This is a genomic window from Meridianimarinicoccus roseus (assembly GCF_003172915.1).
Taxonomy (GTDB): domain Bacteria; phylum Pseudomonadota; class Alphaproteobacteria; order Rhodobacterales; family Rhodobacteraceae; genus Meridianimarinicoccus; species Meridianimarinicoccus roseus.
Genome location: NZ_QGKU01000048.1, coordinates 1 through 17,410 on the forward strand (window position 1 = coordinate 1; position 17,410 = coordinate 17,410).

The following is a 17,410-nucleotide window of genomic DNA, read 5'->3' on the forward strand; positions in this document are numbered from 1 at the left end:
AGGTGGGATCGCAACAATCCGTATTGGGAGGCGGTCATGTCGGAGATTATCACGGTCGGACTGGATCTGGCGAAGAATGTGTTCCAGGTCCACGGCGCAGACAGCGAAGGCAGAGCTGTTTTACGAAAGAAGCTCAGAAGAGCTCAAGTGATTGAGTTCTTCGCCAAGTTACCGCCCTGTCTCGTGGCGATGGAAGCCTGCGGTGGCGCCCATTTCTGGGGGCGGGAGCTGGCACGGCTCGGCCATGACATCAGACTGATCCCGCCTGCCTACGTGAAGCCGTTCGTCAACCGGCAAAAGAACGATGCAGCTGACGCGGAGGCGATCCGCGAAGCTGCGCAGAGACCGAACATGCGCTTCGTGCCCGTGAAGAGCGAAGAAACGCAGGGGGCGGCCAGCGTCTTCCGCGTCCGGGAATTGCTCGTCCGGCAGCGCACGCAGGCCATCAACGCGCTCCGCGGACACCTCAGCATGCTGTCGGTCTCAAGTCTTAGCCCGCTGCGCCAGAGCGGCGTCTTGAAGACATGGGAAACCACTTTCCCTTCGCCGTCTTCGCGGACCTGCGCAAGCAATCCCGCCCATTCAAGCGGCCGCAACACACAGGAAGAGAAGGCGGCCATCTCGCGCCACCCCGCGGTGTGCCAGTCCTGCGCTTCGCCATAAAACGTCTCGAACAAGGCGGCTTCCGTCGTGCCGTGCTCGGCCTCGACGTTCATCACGTTCAGCCAGACGTCCCAGTCGCCGAACGGGCGCTCGTCGAAGCGTGCGTAAGAGGCGTGATCGACCCTGAGCACGAAGAACGGGATCAGCTCGGCAAACAGGCGACCTGGGGCTTGAGCCAACTCCGCACCGCGTCTGGTCAGCCGAAACTCGCCCTTGTAGTGCCGCGCGAGGCGCCGGGATATCAGAAGAAAATGCAGCAGTTCGAGCGGTGAAAACTCGTATTCATTGATGACCTTGTTGGTGCGGAGCATCTCTTCCGCACTCCTGCCTGGCCAGTCGAAATGCTCGACCGCCCAATGAACGAAAACGCGCTTGAACGCCTTGGTCTTTGTCAGGCCGATCGAGCCGTGTGTCTGCGCGTGTTGCAGCGTCAACAGCGCCCCCCGAAGCAAGGGAGAATGCGCGAGGTCGGGGTGGTCGTCGGCAAGCGCACGGAACTCGATCATGGAGACACGCTGCCACGGATCGCGCGGCTGTTCCATTCCGCCTGTTCCGCCAAGGCATCGCGGAACCCAAGTCGCTTCACCCGCGGCGCTGCTCCGTCACCAAGCTCCCGTGCCGCAAAAGCCCTTAATCGGCTGCCATTTCAAGGAAAGTGCGAACTTTGGTTGTAAAAAGTGCGCGTTATGGCCCTGAAAGTGCGAACTTTGGTTGTCAGAACAAAAAGCTGAACACATAGGATCTAGCCGCATTTCGAGAAGCCGCAATTCGCGCAGGTCATGCAGCCTTCCACCATCCGCATCTCGAAGCTGCCGCAGCTGGAGCAGGACTTGCCGCGACGCTCGCCCACCACGGCGACCTGCGCCTTCGGGTCGCTTTTCAGGCCAAGACCCTCACCGCCGATGAACCCCGTTTCCACCATGTGCTGCTCGATCACGCCGCCGATCGCCGCAAGGATGGACGGGATGTAGCGCCCCTCCATCCACGCGCCGCCACGCGGGTCGAACACAGCTTTCAATTCCTCCACCACGAAGGACACGTCGCCGCCGCGACGGAACACTGCCGAGATCATCCGTGTCAGCGCCACGGTCCAGCTGAAATGCTCCATGTTCTTGGAGTTGATGAAAATTTCGAAGGGACGGCGGTGACCGCTTACCTCGATATCGTTGATTGTGATGTAGATCGCGTGCTCGCTGTCTGGCCATTTCAGCTTGTAGGTCGCTCCCGCGAGCTCCGCCGGGCGGTCGAGCGGTTCGGTCATGTAGACGACATCGCCCTCGGTTTGCAGTCCGTCCGCGCTTGCGGCCTCGTTCTTGGCATCCTCGGTCACGCTAAGCACGCTGCCGGTGACGGCATTCGGCCTGTAGGTCGTGCAACCCTTGCAGCCCTGATCCCAGGCGGCCATGTACACGTCCTTGAACGCCTCGAAGGTGATGTCGGCCGGGCAGTTGATGGTCTTGGAGATGGAACTGTCCACCCATTTCTGCGCCGCCGCCTGCATCCGCACATGGTCCAGCGGTGCGAGAGTCTGCGCGTTGACGAAGTGGTCAGGCAGTTCGCGATCGCCAAATTTCTCGCGCCACATCTGGACGGCGTAGTCGACGACCTCCTCCTCGGTCTTGGACCCGTCCTTCTGAAGCACCTTTCGGGTGTAGCTATAGGCGAAGACCGGCTCGATCCCGGACGACACGTTGCCAGCGTAGAGGCTGATTGTCCCTGTTGGCGCAATGGACGTGAGAAGCGCGTTCCGGATGCCCTTCTCGGCGATTGCCGCGCGTACGTCGTCGTCCATCTGCGCCATCGTGCCGCTTGCGAGGTAGGGCACGGCGTCGAACAGTGGGAACGCGCCCTTCTCGGCTGCCAGATCGGCTGACGCCAGATACGCGGCGCGGGCGATCGCGTGCAACCAGCGGTCGGTTTGACGCGCCGCTTCCTCGGACCCGTAGCGCTGCCCGACCATCAGAAGCGCATCGGCCAGCCCTGTCACGCCCAGCCCGATCCGCCGCTTGGACTGTGCCTCGCGGGCCTGCTGCTCCAGCGGGAAGCGTGAGGCATCGACCACGTTGTCCATCATCCGCACCGCCGTGCGCACCAGTTCGTCAAGTGCGGCCTCGTCGAGCCGCGCGCCGTCCTCGAACGGGGCCGTGACCAGCTTCGCCAGGTTGATCGACCCCAGAAGGCACGCGCCGTAGGGCGGTAGAGGCTGTTCGCCGCAAGGATTGGTTGCCGCGATTTCCTCGCAGTAATTCAGGTTGTTGGCCGTATTGATCCGGTCGATGAAGATCACGCCCGGTTCGGCGAAATCATAGGTCGACTGCATGATCCGGTCCCACAGGTCGCGGGCACGCAAGGTCTTGTAGACAGTCCCGCCGAACACGAGGTCCCACGGCTTGTCGGCCTTCACGGCGGCCATGAAATCGTCGGTCACCAGAACCGAGAGGTTGAACATCCGCAGGCGTGCGCTGTCAGACTTGGCGGTGATGAAGGATTCCACATCGGGATGATCGCAGCGCATCGTGGCCATCATCGCGCCTCGGCGCGATCCGGCCGACATGATCGTCCTGCACATCGCGTCCCACACGTCCATGAACGACAGCGGTCCCGAGGCATCTGCCGCAACCCCTTGGACAGGCGCGCCTTTCGGACGAATGGTGGAGAAGTCATAACCGATCCCGCCGCCCTGCTGCATGGTCAGAGCCGCCTCGCGCAGCATCTCGAAGATGCCGCCCATGCTGTCGGGGATAGTGCCCATCACGAAGCAGTTGAACAGCGTCACGGTACGGTCCGTGCCGGCCCCCGCGATGATCCGCCCGGCGGGCAGGAAGCGGAAATCCTCCAGCGCGGAGTAGAATTTCGGCTCCCACGCGGCGGGGTCTTTCTCCACCGCCGCAAGCGCGCCCGCGATGCGTTTCCAGGTGTCTTCCACAGACGCGTCGAGGGCGTTGCCCTCCGCCGTCTTGAGGCGATACTTCATGTCCCAGATGGCTTCGGCTATGGGGGCGGAGAAACGGCTCATGACAGGTCTTTCATACTGCGGGGAAGGCCTTGCAAGGTAGCTTGCCAGCGCTGCAGTTTCAACTATTTTCACCAGATAAAGGGGTGCAGTGATGGCGGACCACATAAATCTGGTAAAGCTCTGCGTGGGCGCGGAAAAGCTGGAGGACCTGCTGGCCTGGCAGGCGCAGCGCGTTGCTCAGAACGGGCAGGGTGCACCCCGCCACGTCACGCGGATGTGGCCCAAACGCGCGGCGGAACTGCTGGCAGGCGGGTCGCTTTACTGGGTGTTCAAGGGGGTGATTCTGGCCCGCCAGCGGATCGTGCGGCTGGACGAGGTGACCGGCGAGGACGGCATCGCGCGCTGCGGGATTGTGCTGGACCCGGTCGCGGTGCGCACCGCGCCCAGCCCGCGCAAACCCTTCCAAGGATGGCGTTACCTGCGCCCGGAGGACGCCCCGCCAGATCTGCGGGCGGGCCGTGCGGCGGACGACGCGCTGCCACCGTCGCTGGACGCGGCACTGGCGGAGATCGGCGTGCTGTGACCCTGAACGCGGCGGAGGTAACCTTTAGTAGTCTTTTCGGGGTCCTGTAAGAATCCGGCAGCCAAGCCCTGCACGCCATCCTTCGGATGCGCGGCGTAGTTCGCTCGGGTTAAGGGCGGCGGCGCCGGTCGCTGACACCGCCCCAATCGATCCCGCCCCACACGAAAGCGGTTTGCCCCGACCAGATGCGGCCCGCTGTGCCGTGCTCAATCCGGTCCGATCCTGCACCGATCCCGCCCGGCCCATCCAGACAGACCGGCCCGGCGGGGACCCGTCCGGCAGGGCGTTCACACAAGCGTGCCGAGCCGGTCCTGAAGGGCTGTCAGCGTCTCGCGGTCGCCTGGCTGCCAGCCCGCCTTGCGCGACTTGAACAGCGTCGCCTGACTGCGGTGGATCACGCCGTCGGACAGCACCTTGAGGTGGTTGGCGCGCAGCGTCTCGCCTGTCGACGTGATGTCGGCGATCGCCTCGGCGGTGCCGTTCTTCACGGTGCCCTCGGTCGCACCCTGGCTGTCCACAAGCTGGTAATCCGCCACGCCTTCGCGCTTCAGGAATTCGCGCACCAGCCGGTGATACTTGGTGGCGATCCGCAGCCGGAAGCCGTGTTCGGCCCGGAAGGCTGCCGCTGCGCTGTCGAGATCGGCCACGCTGTCCACGTCCACCCAGGCCTGCGGCACGGCGATCACAAGGTCGGCATGGCCGAAACCCATCAGGTCAAGTTCGGTTACGTGGTCGTCCCAGGCCGCCAGCGTGTCGCGCACGAGGTCGGAGCCGGTGACGCCGAGATGAATGCGCCCGGCGGCCAATTCGCGCGGGATTTCGGACGCGGACAGCAGCACGAGGTCCACCCCGTCGATCCCGGTCACGGCGCCCGCGTATTCGCGGTCCGACCCGGTGCGCTGGAGCGTCAGCCCGCGCGCTCCGAACCAGTCGAAGGTCTTTTCCATCAGCCGCCCCTTTGACGGCACCCCGAGTTTCAGTGTCATCCCGAGGCCCCCCCGCGAAGGTGCAGCGCGATTTCCGGGCGTATGATCCCGCCCACTGCCGGGATCGCCGCACCTCGGCCCAGCAACCGCGTCAGCGCGTCATAGCGCCCGCCAGTTGCCACCGGCGGCAGGTCGGGCCGTCCCGGCACGGTGAAGCCGAACACGAACCCGTCGTAATATTCCAGCGTGGTGCGCCCGAAGCCCGCTTCAAACGGCAGCGTCCCCACGTCTATCCCGCGCGCGTCCAGCGCATCGAGCCGCCGCGCCAGCCGCGTGGTTGCCGGCCCGAGCGGCGGCAGGTCCACGGCGATGTCGCGCAGCCGTTCCAACGCGGCGGGGGCCATGTCCTTCATCCCTGTCACCTGGTCAAGCAGGTCCACCTCGGCGGCGGGCAGGGGCGGCTGGTCCGCGTCCCGCGCGATCCGGTCCAGCCGTGCGCGGATTTCATCGGCGCTGCGCAGGCCGATCATCGTCCCGGCTCCGGCCAGCGGGTCGCCCCCCGCGGCCATCGTGGCCAGCAGCGCCTTGCGGTGCGGCGCGGTCGGTTTGCGCCCGGCGAACTGGTCGATCAGCGCGCGGAACCGGCGCGGCCGCCACAGGTGCCGCATCAGCGCCGCGCGCCGGTCGTCTGACAGCGACAGCCCGGCCAGCGCGGCGCGGGTGATACCGATATCTCCGGTCGCGGGTTTCACCGCCAGGCCAGACAGCGCGTCGGCGATAGCGGCGAACACCTCCGCATCGGCGCCTTCGGGGTCGGCCCCGTCGAATATCTCCAGCCCGACCTGAAAGTATTCGTTGGGCCGGGTTTCGTCGTTTTCCTGCTTTCGGAACACCACTCCGGCGTAGGTGTAGCGCGCCGGGTCCGCGCCGCCTGCCATGTGTTCCTGCACCACGGGCACGGTGAAATCGGGCCGCAGCATCTGTTCTCCCCGCAACGGGTCGGCGGTGACGTAGGCACGGGCACGTATGTCTTCGCCATAAAGGTCCAGCAGTGTCGCGGCGGGTTGCAGCACGGCGGGATCGACCGGCGTGGCGCCGGCCGCTTCGAAGCGGGCGCGCAGGCGCAGCGCTTCGGCGCGTACTTCGGCTTTGGGAAGGCGGTTCATGACCCGGCCAGCATCCGCTGCACTGTGGCCACGAGGTCGGCGCGCGGCACTTCGGATTGCGCGGGGTTCGCCTTCCATTCCTCAAGGCTGGCATTCTCGGCGATCTGCGCGCCGAGCACGAGGTCCTTGATCTGCACCACGTCGCGCGCCGCCTCGTCCGCGCCTTGGATGATGGCGAGCGGACTGCCGCGCCGGTCGGCGTATTTCATCTGGTTGCCGAAGTTCTTGGGGTTGCCGAGATAGACCTCGGCCCGGATGCCTGCCGCACGCAGTTCGGTCGCGATCTTCTGGTAGTCGGCCATGCGGTCGCGGTCCATCACGGTCACGACGACAGGGCCGGGGGCCCGCGCGCCGGTCTTGCCGGTGGCGGCGAGCGCGGCCAGAAGCCGGTCCACGCCAATGGACACGCCCGTGGCGGGCACGGCCTGCCCGGTGAACCGTTTTACCAGATCGTCATAGCGCCCGCCGCCGGCGACCGAGCCGAACTGCCGGGGCTTGCCGTCCTCGCCCATGATCTCGAAGGTCAGTTCCGCCTCGTAAACGGGTCCGGTGTAATAGCCGAGGCCGCGTACGACGGACGGGTCTATTACAATGCGGTCGGGGCCGTAGCCTTGGGCGGCGAGCAGGTCCGCGATCTGGGCAAGCTCGTCAACGCCTTCGGTGCCGGTGACGGAGCTTGCCGTGAGTGCGCGCAGGGTGGCGAGAGTTTCGGCGGCGCTGGCGCGGGTGGCCTGCATGAAGCCCATCACCGTGTCGGCCTGTTCGGGGGCAAGCCCCGCCCCCTTGGTGAAATCGCCGCTTTCGTCCTTGCGGCCTTCGCCAAGCAGCGCGCGCACGCCGTCCGGGCCTAGGCGGTCCAGCTTGTCGATGGCGCGCAGTACGATGCCGCGCTCTGCCGCCTGCGCGGCTGGGTCGGCGGGGTCCAACAGCCCGGCCACTTCCAGCACCCCGTTCAGCACCTTGCGGTTGTTCACGCGCACCACGTAGTCGCCGCGCTCGATGCCCACGGCCTCCAGCGTGTCGGCGAGCATCGCGCAAATCTCGGCATCGGCGGCGACCGACGGGGCCCCCACAGTGTCTGCATCGCATTGATAGAACTGCCGGAAACGCCCCGGCCCCGGCTTTTCGTTGCGCCAGACCGGGCCCATCGCGTAGCGCCGGTAGGGGGTCGGCAGATCGTTGCGGTGCTGCGCGTAGACGCGGGCGAGCGGCGCGGTCAGATCGTAGCGCAGGGCGAGCCAGTCGCCGCCCTCCTCCTGCCAGGCGAACACCCCTTCGTTCGGGCGGTCCACGTCGGGCAGGAACTTGCCAAGCGCTTCGACCGTTTCCACGGCCGAGCTTTCCAGCGGATCGAAGCCGTAGCGATGATAGACTTGCGCGATAGTGTCGAGCATGGCCTTGCGTTCGCTGACCTCGGCGCCGAAATAGTCCCGGAAGCCTTTCGGCGTCTCGGCCTTCGGGCGCGGCGCTTTCCTGTCCTTCTTGGCCATGGGGCCCTCGCTGGTGATGGTCGCGCGTGCCTTAGCCGATGGGGCGAAAGGGGGCAACCATGTCGCCCGTCATGCGGGCGCGGCGAGGTTGCCGGTCATGCGGGCAGGGGAGCGGGTATGGAAAAGGACGGAACGGACGCGATGGAGGAACGGATCGCGCACCTGGAACGGGCGCTTGCCGACGTGTCGGATGTGGTGGCGCGGCAGGACCGAGAGATCGCGGCGCTGACCCGGCGGATCGAGATGCTGATGCAGCGTGAGGCGGAGCGGGAATACGCGTCGGGCGGCAGCGTGCCAGTGGCCGACCGTCCTCCGCCGCACTGGTAACGCGGCCCTCCGCGCTCAGGCGCCCGAAACCGGGCGCAGCGTGACGCCCAGCACCCAGGACGGGCGGGCCAGCTCGCGGTCCGTCAGCGGCCGCAACCCGGCGCCGGGCGGCCAGGGATCGCGCACCGTCACCGCCTCGCGCCACGGGTTGCCGGGCTGCGGGCTGCGCGTCGTGATCTCGGTCACGACGGTCGTGTGCCCGGCCGCGCCACACAACAGCGGCTGGCGTGACAGCCGGTCCAGCAGCCGCGAGAAGATTTCCGGGTCGGGATGCGTTTCGTGCAGCGAGCCGAGCGGTGCCAGCCCCAGCAGGAAGCGTCTGCCTTCGCGGTCCTGCCAGTGCCCGGCCATCGCATGCAGACGCGCCGGGTCGCTGCGCGGATCGTGAGGCGCGCAGCCCGCCCCGCCGGCTCGCGCCAGCAGATCCGCAAGTTCGACCCGCGCGCCGAAGCCGCGCATCACATATGCAAGGCAGGCGGCCCAGGCATGGCTGCGGCAGGCGGCCGACGGCAGGTCAGGCGTGTCCACGAAGCCGGTCGCGCAGCGCACGCCGCCCTGTCCCAGCCTGTAGCAGCCCTTGCCGGCCTGTCCCGCCCCGGATCGCCGGGCAGGCAGACCGGCCGCCAGCAGGCCCCCGCCCACCAGCGCCGCCAGACATGCGCGCCGTTCCATGAAATACCCCGTTCTTCACCCGCTTCCGGTCTAGGGCGTGAATCCTAACGGGGCTTTCAGATTTGCCCCGTCCGTCAGGGTTTTGGAAACGAGGGTTAACAACGGAGTAAGAGAAGGCGCCGCGGCTGTTCGGCGTGCGTGCGTGGCGTCAATCGGCGGAAATCAGCATCTCGCATACCTTTTGCGGATCATAGCGGTCGGCGCGCGCGCCTGTCAGCGGCACGCGCAGGCACGGGATGCCGTGGCGCGCGGTCACCGCGGCGCAGGCTGCCGGGTCCACCGAGCGGTCGCACATCACGTGCGAGACAAGGTGCCGCGTCGCCACATCCGACCCGGCATCGGCTCGCAGCGGCGTCAGCAACGCGCCGACCTGTGCGGCAAGATCGTGACCCAGCGCCTCTGGGTCGGGCCCGAGGCTGGGCAGGTAGATCTTCGGCACCCGCCGCGCCGCCACCGCCCGCCCGACCCCCTGCGGCAGCAGGTTGGCGACCACGCTGGAATAGAGGCTGCCGGGCGGATAACAGATCACGTCGGCCTGCCCGATCAGCTTGCCGTTGCGTTTGGGCAGGCGCTCGGGCCGCGCGCCGTTCGGCCCGTCGAGGAAGGCGCGCACGATCGGCACGTCCAGCGGCGCGACCTCCTTGCCGGTGATCTCGCGCTGGCCAAGCAGGCGGCGGCCATCGGCCAGTTCCACACCGAGATGAAGGTTGGCATCCACCACCGCGCGGACCGTCCCGCGTACATCGACCATCTTCGACATCAGGAAAAGCGCCGGTTCCAGCGCGCGGTCGTTGGACAGGTATCCCCCCGCGATGATCAGGTTGCCGATACTGGCCTTGCGATAGTCGAAATCTGCGGGTGCCCGGTCTGCGAAGTCCTGAAGCAGCCGCCGGATCAGCCGCCGCATCGGCAGCGCCACCGCCTTGACCAGCGGATGCGTGCCCAGCGTCATCGCGGCGACCTCGTCCCGCAGGGCACCTGCCGGGGCATCGGCGGCCAGACGGTGCGAGAACAGCGCCACGATGTCGGGCTGCCCCAGCACCGTGTCGTCGGCCAGTGCCATCAGGCGGCTGCGCAGGTCGCCCACGGCGGGCATGTCGAAGGCACGGCGCAGGATCTGCGAGCTGCCGCCGCTGTCGAATGGCGTGATCAGGTGGATGGAGTTGTAGGTGTAGCGCTTGAGCGCCTGCGAGATTCCGTTGAGCGCGCTGCCGCCGCTGAAGAACAGCAGCCGCGGGCCGAGATGCGGCGCGCTGAGCGCGCGGGCCACGCGCAGCCCGTCTGGCAATGCGCCGTCGCGTTCGAGGGTGATCTTCGTCATGGCGAGTCCGTGTCCGGGCAGGGCGCAGTCATGTCCCTAGCTTTCGTCATAGCCGCCGTCGTGCGCGGCGTCATCCGCTGCGAACGCGGGCCTGCGGGGGCGGCGCCTTCATCCCGACAGCGCGCAAGGCAGGGCGCTTCGGATGCCTCGGCGCTGCGCGAAAGTATATCGACATGCGCATCGGTTCATCCCCGACGAAGTGCTGCGGCTAAAGGTGTAGTACCGCCTTTCGGTTGTAAAACGTGCCTGTGCGTCACCGTTGAGCCCTTCAGTGACACAACCTGCTGCTCGCCGACAACAGCACATGAAAGGACAACAAGACGATGCGTTTCAAGTACAAGGTGGCGATTGCCCTGCTGCTCGGAGGCCTCGTGCCGACGATGGTGATTTCGAAGCTGGACCTGAACCGGATGACCGGTTTCGCGCACCTCAGCGCAGTGCAGAAGGTGCAGGGCGGGCTGGAACTGAAGGGCCGTATCGTCGAGACGTATTTCGACTGGCTGATGGATCTGTCGCACAACTTCGCCGAGAACCCGGCCACTGCCAAGGCGCTGGTCGAGCTTGCAGCCGCCGCACGCACGCTGGACGATGTGCCGGGGCTGGTGCCGGACCGAGTGGCGCTTGACGCGCGCTATGCTTACCAGCGCGACTTCACGCCGGGCAGTGGCGAGGTCGAAATGGAGGCTTGGCGCAGGGGCATCGACGCTGAAGGCGAACTGCTTCAGAGCCTCTACATTGCGTCCAACCCGAACGATATCGGCGAGAAGCAGATGCTGGACGACGCGGGCGACGGCAGCGCGTATTCGGCGCTTCATGCCGAGTATCACCCGGCGTTCCGAAACTATCTGGAGCGGTTCGGCTTCTACGACATCTTCCTGATCGAGCCGGACAACGCCACCATCGTCTATTCGGTCTACAAGGAACTCGATTTCGGCACCTCGCTGGCCGACGGGCCCTATGCCGGGACCGCCTTCGGCGCGGCGGCGCGGCAGATGATCGCCTCCGAAGGGGCGGAGCCGCTGGTCTTCGTCGATTTCGAACCCTACGCGCCGTCCTATGGCGCAGCTGCATCCTTCATTCTCGTGCCGGTTCGGTCGGATGACGGGGTCTTCCTTGGCGTCGCAGCGCTGCAGGTGCCGCTGGCCTTCATCAATGACATGCTCAGCACCGCTGCGGACGGGGCCGAGACGTCAGACACCTATCTTGTCGGATCGGACCGGCGGCTGCGGTCCACGCCGCGCTTCGGCGAAGGGCTGGATGTGGGTGTGCTTCTCGATGGCGGTTTGATCGATCTGGATGCGCGGCCGGGCGAAATCACCATGTTCGACGGGGAGAACCATCTTGGCACAGACGTGATCGCGGCCAAGCGTCCGCTGGATGTGCCCGGGCTGGACTGGCGCATCGTGTCGGAGGTCAGCCGGAGCGAGGCGATGGCGCTGGCGGACGAAACCCGTGAGATTGCGATCAAGACGGAGATCGGGGTGGCCGTGGTGATCCTGCTGTTCGGTCTGGGTCTTGCGCAATGGCTGCTGCAACCGCTGCGCCGCCTTGGCGCCGAGATGCAGGAACAGGCGGCCCGCGCCATCGGCATCCTGACCGAAACCTCCGACACGGCGCGCTCTGCCTCCGAGGAGATGGCTGCGATCGCCGAGCAGACCAATCGGCAGACCGGTGAAGTGCAGAACGGCACGCGGCGCACTTCGGACGACGTCACCAGCGTGGCAAGCGCGGTGGAAGAGCTGTCCTGCTCGATCCAGGAAGTGGTACGCGGCGTGGTCGATACTTCGGAACTGGTGTCCGAGGCCGCGCTGAAGACCGAGCACTCTTCGAAGCTTCTGGCCGAATTGGAAGAGGGCGCGCGGCGCATCAACGGCGTGGTCACACTGATCGACGACATCGCCAAGCAGACCAACCTTCTCTCGCTGAATGCCGCGATCGAGGCGTCCCATGCGGGTGAGGCGGGGCAGGGCTTCGCGGTGGTCGCGGCAGAGATCCGCAAGCTGGCGAACCGCACCTCCACCTCGACCGAGGAAATCGCCGGGGAAGTGCGCCAGGTGCTCGAGTCGGTCCAGCGTAACGCAGAGGCGATCCGCACGATTTCCGGGCTGATCGGCAAGGTGAACGAACAGGCGCAGCGCATCTCGGTTTCGGCCGAACAGCAGGGCGAAGTGACAAGCGATATCGCCCGGCGCATGGCGATGACCGCCGACCGGGTGGTCGAAGCGGACACCAGCCTCAGCGAAGTGCGTGCCGCGTCGAACGAGGCCGCGCGCGCCTCGGGTGACGTGCTGGGCGGGGTGCGCCTGGTGGAACAGGCGACGCAGCAGATGGACAGCGCGATGACCGGCTTCGTGACCCGCGTGCGCACCATCTGACGCGGCTCCGCGCGACATTGTAGCGCCGTGCAGCGCGCCCCGTCACCGGGGCGCGCTGTGTTCGTTTTGGGCAGGGCCTGGCCGTGCACCGCCCGGCCCGCCGTGATCGAGTGGGGCGGGCGGTGCGTTTTGACGCGCTGAACCGATCGCCGCGATGGCTTAGTGCTGAACCGGCGCGGTGCGATGGGAACAGCCGATGACGGGGCGCGACGCAGACGGAGAAGCCGAACAGGCAAACGGTGATCGGGGCGACCCCTGCGGCGCCGTGGGCGGGGTGGCGGCGATGCAGGCGCGCCGCGCGGCGCTTTTGGGCCCGGCCTACCGGCTTTTCTACGACAGACCGTTGCACCTTGTGCGGGGCGACGGCGTGTGGCTGTTCGACGCGCAGGGCGCCGCGTATCTAGACGGGTACAACAACGTGGCCTCGGTCGGTCATTGCCACCCGCATGTTGTGTCGGCGATCGCGGCGCAGGCCGGGCGGCTGGCCACCCACACGCGCTACCTGCATGACGGGCCGCTCGATCTGGCGGCGCGGCTGCTGGACAGCCTGCCGGAACCGCTGGGGCACATGATGTTCACCTGCACCGGGTCCGAGGCGAACGATCTTGCCTTCCGCATCGCGCAAAGCGCGACAGGCGGGCGGGGGGTTGTCGTGACGCAGACCGCCTATCACGGGGTGACGGAGGCGGCGGCGGCGTTCTCGCCCGCGCTGCGCCTGCCCGGTGGGCTGCCTGCGCATGTGCGCGTGGTCCCGGCGCCGCTGGACGGCCCGGACCCGGCCGGCCGTTTTGCCGCCGACGTTGCGGCGGCGTTCGCCGATCTGGGCCGCGCGGGCGTGGGACCAGCGATGTTCCTGTGCGATTCGATTTTCGCCAGCGACGGCGTTGTGGACGGCCCGCCGGGTCTGCTGCGCGGCGCCGCCGAAGCCGCCCGCGCGGTCGGCGCGCTTTATGTCGCCGACGAGGTGCAGGCCGGCTTCGGGCGTACCGGCGAAGGGATGTGGGGCTTCACGCGGCATGGCGTCCAGCCCGACATCGTCACTATGGGCAAACCGATGGGCAACGGATACCCGGTGGCTGGCCTTGCCGTGCGCCCCGAACACATCGCCCGTTTCGGCCGCGATGTGCGATATTTCAACACCTTCGGCGGCAACCCGGTGGCCATGGCCGCAGCGGGCGCGGTGCTGGACGTGATCGCGCGGGAGGAGCTGATCGCCAATGCGGCGGCGACCGGCGCGCATCTGCGCGCTAGGCTGCGCGACGTGCAGGCGGGGCATCCGGTCCTTGGCGCGGTGCGCGGCGCGGGTCTGTTCGCCGGGGTCGATGTCGTGACACCGGACGGGAGCGCGCGGCCCGACCCGCAGAACGCGGCTGCCATCGTCAACGCGATGCGGGCGTCGGGCGTGCTGATCTCGACCAGCGGACTGGACGGGAACGTACTGAAGATCCGACCGCCGCTTGTTTTCCGCCCCGAACACGCCGATCGGCTTGTGGCGGCGCTGGAACAGGCGCTGCACGGTGGGACGCGCGGTCACGGCACCCCGGAATGACGAACGGCGGCCCTTTTAAGGCCGCCGTTGCAATGCCGTGTTCAGGTATGCCGGTCAGGCGACGTCGAACCGGTCCGCGTCCATCACCTTGACCCAGGCCGCCACGAAGTCCTTCACGAACTTCTCGCGGCTGTCGTCCTGTGCGTAGACTTCGGCATAGGCGCGCAGGATGGAGTTCGAGCCGAACACCAGATCCACGCTCGTCGCTGTCCACTTCACGGTGCCCGACTTGCGGTCCCGCAACTCGAACATGTTCTTTCCGGTGGGCACCCACGAGTTGGCCATGTCGGTCAGGTTCACGAAGAAATCGTTGCTCAGCGTGCCTTCGCGGTCGGTGAACACGCCGTGTTTCGTGCCGCCGTGGTTGGTGCCGAGCACCCGCATCCCGCCGACCAGCGCGGTCATCTGAGGGGCGGTCAGCCCCATAAGCTGGGTGCGATCGAGCAGCATTTCCTCAGGGCTGACTGCGAAATCGGCCTTCATCCAGTTGCGATAGCCGTCAGCCATCGGTTCCAGAACGTCGAAGCTTTCCGCGTCGGTCATCGCGTCGGTCGCGTCGCCCCGCCCCGGCGTGAACGGCACCTCGATCTCGAACCCGCCCGCCTTTGCGGCCTGTTCCACACCGACGTTACCCGCCAGCACGATCACGTCCGCGACGCTGGCGCCGGTGTCGGCGGCGATGCCTTCCAACACGCCCAGCACGCGGGCAAGGCGGTCGGGTTCATTGCCCGCCCAGTCCTTCTGCGGCGCAAGGCGAATGCGCGCGCCGTTTGCCCCGCCGCGTTTGTCCGAGTTTCGGAAGGTGCGGGCGCTGTCCCAGGCGGTCGCGACCATGTCGGACACCGAAAGACCACTGTCCGCGATCTTCGCCTTCACCGCGGCAACGTCATAGCCGGTTGGGCCCGCGGGGATCGGGTCCTGCCAGATCAGGTCTTCTGCGGGCACGTCGGGGCCGAAATAATTGGCCTTCGGGCCCATGTCGCGGTGCGTCAGCTTGAACCATGCCCGCGCGAAGGTGTCGGACAGGTACTCCGGATCCTTGTGGAACCGCTCGCAGATTTCGCGGTAGATCGGGTCGACCTTCATCGCCATATCGGCATCGGTCATGATCGGGTTGTGCTTGATCGAAGGGTCGGTCGCGTCCGGCACCTTGTGCTCTTCGGCGATGTCGATCGGTTCCCACTGCCAGGCACCCGCGCGGGACTTCTTCACTTCCCACTCGTAGCCGAACAGCAGGTCGAGATACCCATTGTCCCACTTTGTCGGGTTGGTCGTCCATGCGCCTTCAAGTCCCGAAGTATGGGCGGTGTTGGCCGTGTTCTTGAAGCCGGGGTTGTGCCAGCCAAGACCGGCCTCTGCGATGTCGGCGCCCTCGGGGGCCGGGCCGATCTCGGCGTCGAACCCGTGGCACTTGCCCACGGTATGCCCGCCGACGGTCAGCGCCGCAGTTTCCTCGTCGTTCATGGCCATCCGCGCGAAGGTGGTGCGGACGTATTTTGCGGTCAACGCAGGATCGGGATTTCCGTTCACGCCCTCGGGGTTCACGTAGATCAGGCCCATGTGCGACGCTGCGAGCGGGTTGTACATCGTGTCCGGGTTGGTCACGTCTTCCACACGCTGGTCGGATTCGGCCAGAAGCTGGGTGTCGTTGCCCCAGTTGATGTCGATTTCGGGGCCCCAGATGTCCGCACGCCCATAACCGAAGCCGAACGTCTTCAGACCCATCGATTCGTAGGCTACGGTGCCAGAAAGCACGATCAGGTCGGCCCAGGACAGCGCGTTGCCGTATTTCTTCTTGATCGGCCACAGCAGGCGGCGGGCCTTGTCGAGGCTGGCGTTGTCGGGCCACGAATTCAGCGGTGCAAAGCGGATGTTTCCGGTGCCCGCGCCGCCGCGGCCATCGCCCATCCGGTAGGAACCGGCGGCGTGCCAAGCAAGACGGATCATCAGGCCGCCGTAGTGACCCCAGTCGGCCGGCCACCATTCCTGGCTGTCGGTCATCAGTGCGGTCAGATCCTTCTTGAGCGCGTCGACATCAAGCTTCTGGACTTCCTTGCGGTAGTCGAAATCCAGCCCCATCGGGTCGGACTTGGTGTCATTCTGCGCGAGGATCTCAAGCTTGAGCGACTTGGGCCACCAGCTGATGCCTGAATTGGCGAGGGCCGTGTTGCCGCCGTGCATGACAGGGCATTTACCGCCTGCGGGAATGTCGTTGCCGTCCATTGGTCTCTCCGTTCATGGCTGATCGTTCAGTGATGCGGCGAAGGGCATGTGCACCACGCATCTCTTCGACGTGGGGTTCAAAGGGGCGGCGCACAAGCGGCTAGACGCCTTGTTTGGAATCGTTCTAGCAAAGCACGGCGATTAGTTTAAGTTGAATTTTCTGATAGAGGTCATAATCTGCCCTTATGAAGAGTCTAACTCTGAAACAGTTGCGATACGTGGAGGCGCTGGCCCGGTCGGGGCATTTCGGGCGCGCGGCGGACACCTGCGCGATCTCGCAGCCGGCATTGTCCATGCAGATCCGTGATCTGGAGGACACGCTTGGCACGCCGCTGTTCGAACGCGGTGCGCGGCAGGTCCGGCTGACCGGTTTCGGCGAAGAGTTTGCGCTGCGTGCCCGCGATATCCTGCGCGCGGTGGACGAGTTGTCGGATCTTGCGCGCGCCAACACCGACCGTCTGGTCGGGCGGCTGCGGATCGGTGTGATTCCGACCATCGCGCCCTATCTGCTGCCCACGATCGTCACCAACTTGTCGCGGTTGCATGACGGGCTGGACATCCGCGTGCGCGAGACGCTGACGCCCAAGCTGATCCATGAACTGGCCGAGGGACGTCTGGATACGGCGATCGTGGCGCTGCCGGTATCGGAACCTGCCTTCGAGGAGGTCGCGCTCTTTTCCGAGGACTTCGTTCTGGTGCGGCCCGGGCACGACGCGGGCAAGCCCGTGCCCAGCGGGCGGCGGCTGCGCGAGATGCGGCTGCTTCTTTTGGAAGAGGGGCATTGCTTTCGCGACCAGGCACTTTCGTTCTGCAAGATCGGCGCCACCGAACCGCGTGAATTGCTGGATGGCAGTTCGCTGTCCACGCTTGTGCAGATGGTCGGCGCGGGGATCGGTGTTACGCTGATCCCGGACATGGCGGTGCCGGTCGAAACCCGGTCCGCCAACGTATCGATCGCACGCTTCGCCAGCCCGGCACCGTCGCGCACGATCGGCATGATCTGGCGCCGGACCTCGCCGCTGGCGGACCAATTGGCGCAGATCTCGCTGGTGGTGCGCGACTCCGGCGAGGCGCTGCGCGCCGCCGCGACGGGCGGTGATCCCGACCCCGCCACATGCATGAATTAACCAATTAACCGCTTCATTTGAAACGAATGGAC

Annotated in this window: 12 protein-coding genes and 2 pseudogenes; 6 read left to right on the plus strand and 8 right to left on the minus strand. The window is 66.4% G+C overall.

The window, feature by feature from the left end; genetic code table 11:
- Window positions 1-36 precede the first annotated feature (36 nt).
- Window positions 37-471: pseudogene (locus DKT77_RS15145) on the plus strand (IS110 family RNA-guided transposase); the annotation flags it as partial.
- Here the strand turns inward: DKT77_RS15145 and DKT77_RS15150 are convergent.
- Together DKT77_RS15150 and DKT77_RS15155 are read right to left on the minus strand one after the other, a co-directional pair.
- Window positions 465-1,169, minus strand: a pseudogene (locus tag DKT77_RS15150) (hypothetical protein); the annotation flags it as partial. The pseudogenes DKT77_RS15145 and DKT77_RS15150 overlap by 7 nt on opposite strands.
- Before the next feature lie 236 nt (window positions 1,170-1,405).
- A complete protein-coding gene (locus DKT77_RS15155; protein WP_109812520.1) occupies window positions 1,406-3,679 on the minus strand; it encodes an adenosylcobalamin-dependent ribonucleoside-diphosphate reductase in 2,274 nt (757 codons plus the stop codon).
- Between the two features lie 91 nt (window positions 3,680-3,770).
- On the opposite strand from DKT77_RS15155, the gene DKT77_RS15160 reads away from it, so the two are divergent.
- Entirely contained in the window at window positions 3,771-4,202 is a 432-nt protein-coding gene (locus DKT77_RS15160; RefSeq protein ID WP_109812521.1) for a DUF1489 family protein, read from the plus strand.
- A 287-nt stretch (window positions 4,203-4,489) separates the two neighbouring features.
- On the opposite strand, the gene hisG is transcribed toward DKT77_RS15160, so the two are convergent.
- The 3 genes from hisG to hisS are packed head-to-tail and all read right to left on the minus strand — an operon-like array spanning window position 4,490 to window position 7,784.
- Window positions 4,490-5,188: an ATP phosphoribosyltransferase gene (gene hisG / locus DKT77_RS15165; RefSeq protein ID WP_109812522.1), complete on the minus strand. Its 699-nt coding sequence runs from the start codon at window positions 5,186-5,188 to the stop codon at window positions 4,490-4,492.
- Window positions 5,185-6,294: an ATP phosphoribosyltransferase regulatory subunit gene (locus DKT77_RS15170; RefSeq protein WP_109812523.1), complete on the minus strand. Its 1,110-nt coding sequence runs from the start codon at window positions 6,292-6,294 to the stop codon at window positions 5,185-5,187. The genes hisG and DKT77_RS15170 overlap by 4 nt, the downstream gene beginning before the upstream one ends.
- Window positions 6,291-7,784 carry a histidine--tRNA ligase gene (gene hisS / locus DKT77_RS15175; RefSeq protein ID WP_109812524.1) on the minus strand — a complete coding sequence of 498 codons (1,494 nt, stop codon included), beginning with the start codon at window positions 7,782-7,784 and terminating at the stop codon, window positions 6,291-6,293. Before hisS ends, DKT77_RS15170 begins: the two co-directional genes overlap by 4 nt.
- 117 nt (window positions 7,785-7,901) lie before the next feature.
- On the opposite strand from hisS, the gene DKT77_RS15180 reads away from it, so the two are divergent.
- Window positions 7,902-8,111, plus strand: coding sequence for a SlyX family protein (locus DKT77_RS15180; protein ID WP_109812525.1), 210 nt, complete (start codon window positions 7,902-7,904; stop codon window positions 8,109-8,111).
- A gap of 15 nt (window positions 8,112-8,126) precedes the next feature.
- Here the strand turns inward: DKT77_RS15180 and DKT77_RS15185 are convergent, their stop codons facing one another.
- Window positions 8,127-8,783 carry a hypothetical protein gene (locus tag DKT77_RS15185; RefSeq protein ID WP_109812526.1) on the minus strand — a complete coding sequence of 219 codons (657 nt, stop codon included), beginning with the start codon at window positions 8,781-8,783 and terminating at the stop codon, window positions 8,127-8,129.
- Window positions 8,784-8,931: 148 nt separating this feature from the next.
- Window positions 8,932-10,104, minus strand: coding sequence for a GAK system CofD-like protein (locus DKT77_RS15190; protein ID WP_109812527.1), 1,173 nt, complete (start codon window positions 10,102-10,104; stop codon window positions 8,932-8,934).
- A gap of 323 nt (window positions 10,105-10,427) precedes the next feature.
- On the opposite strand from DKT77_RS15190, the gene DKT77_RS15195 reads away from it, so the two are divergent.
- Together DKT77_RS15195 and DKT77_RS15200 are read left to right on the plus strand one after the other, a co-directional pair.
- Complete coding sequence (locus tag DKT77_RS15195; RefSeq protein WP_109812528.1) at window positions 10,428-12,479, plus strand: methyl-accepting chemotaxis protein; 2,052 nt, start codon at window positions 10,428-10,430, stop codon at window positions 12,477-12,479.
- 283 nt (window positions 12,480-12,762) lie between these two features.
- A complete protein-coding gene (locus tag DKT77_RS15200) occupies window positions 12,763-14,028 on the plus strand; it encodes an aspartate aminotransferase family protein (RefSeq protein ID WP_420798324.1) in 1,266 nt (421 codons plus the stop codon).
- Between the two features lie 54 nt (window positions 14,029-14,082).
- Here DKT77_RS15200 and katG read toward each other — a convergent pair whose 3' ends face one another.
- Window positions 14,083-16,251 (minus strand): catalase/peroxidase HPI, encoded by a 2,169-nt coding sequence (gene katG, locus DKT77_RS15205; RefSeq protein WP_109812530.1) that lies wholly within the window; start codon window positions 16,249-16,251, stop codon window positions 14,083-14,085.
- 185 nt (window positions 16,252-16,436) lie between these two features.
- On the opposite strand from katG, the gene DKT77_RS15210 reads away from it, so the two are divergent.
- Window positions 16,437-17,378, plus strand: coding sequence for a hydrogen peroxide-inducible genes activator (locus DKT77_RS15210; RefSeq protein ID WP_109812531.1), 942 nt, complete (start codon window positions 16,437-16,439; stop codon window positions 17,376-17,378).
- Window positions 17,379-17,410: the final 32 nt, after the last annotated feature.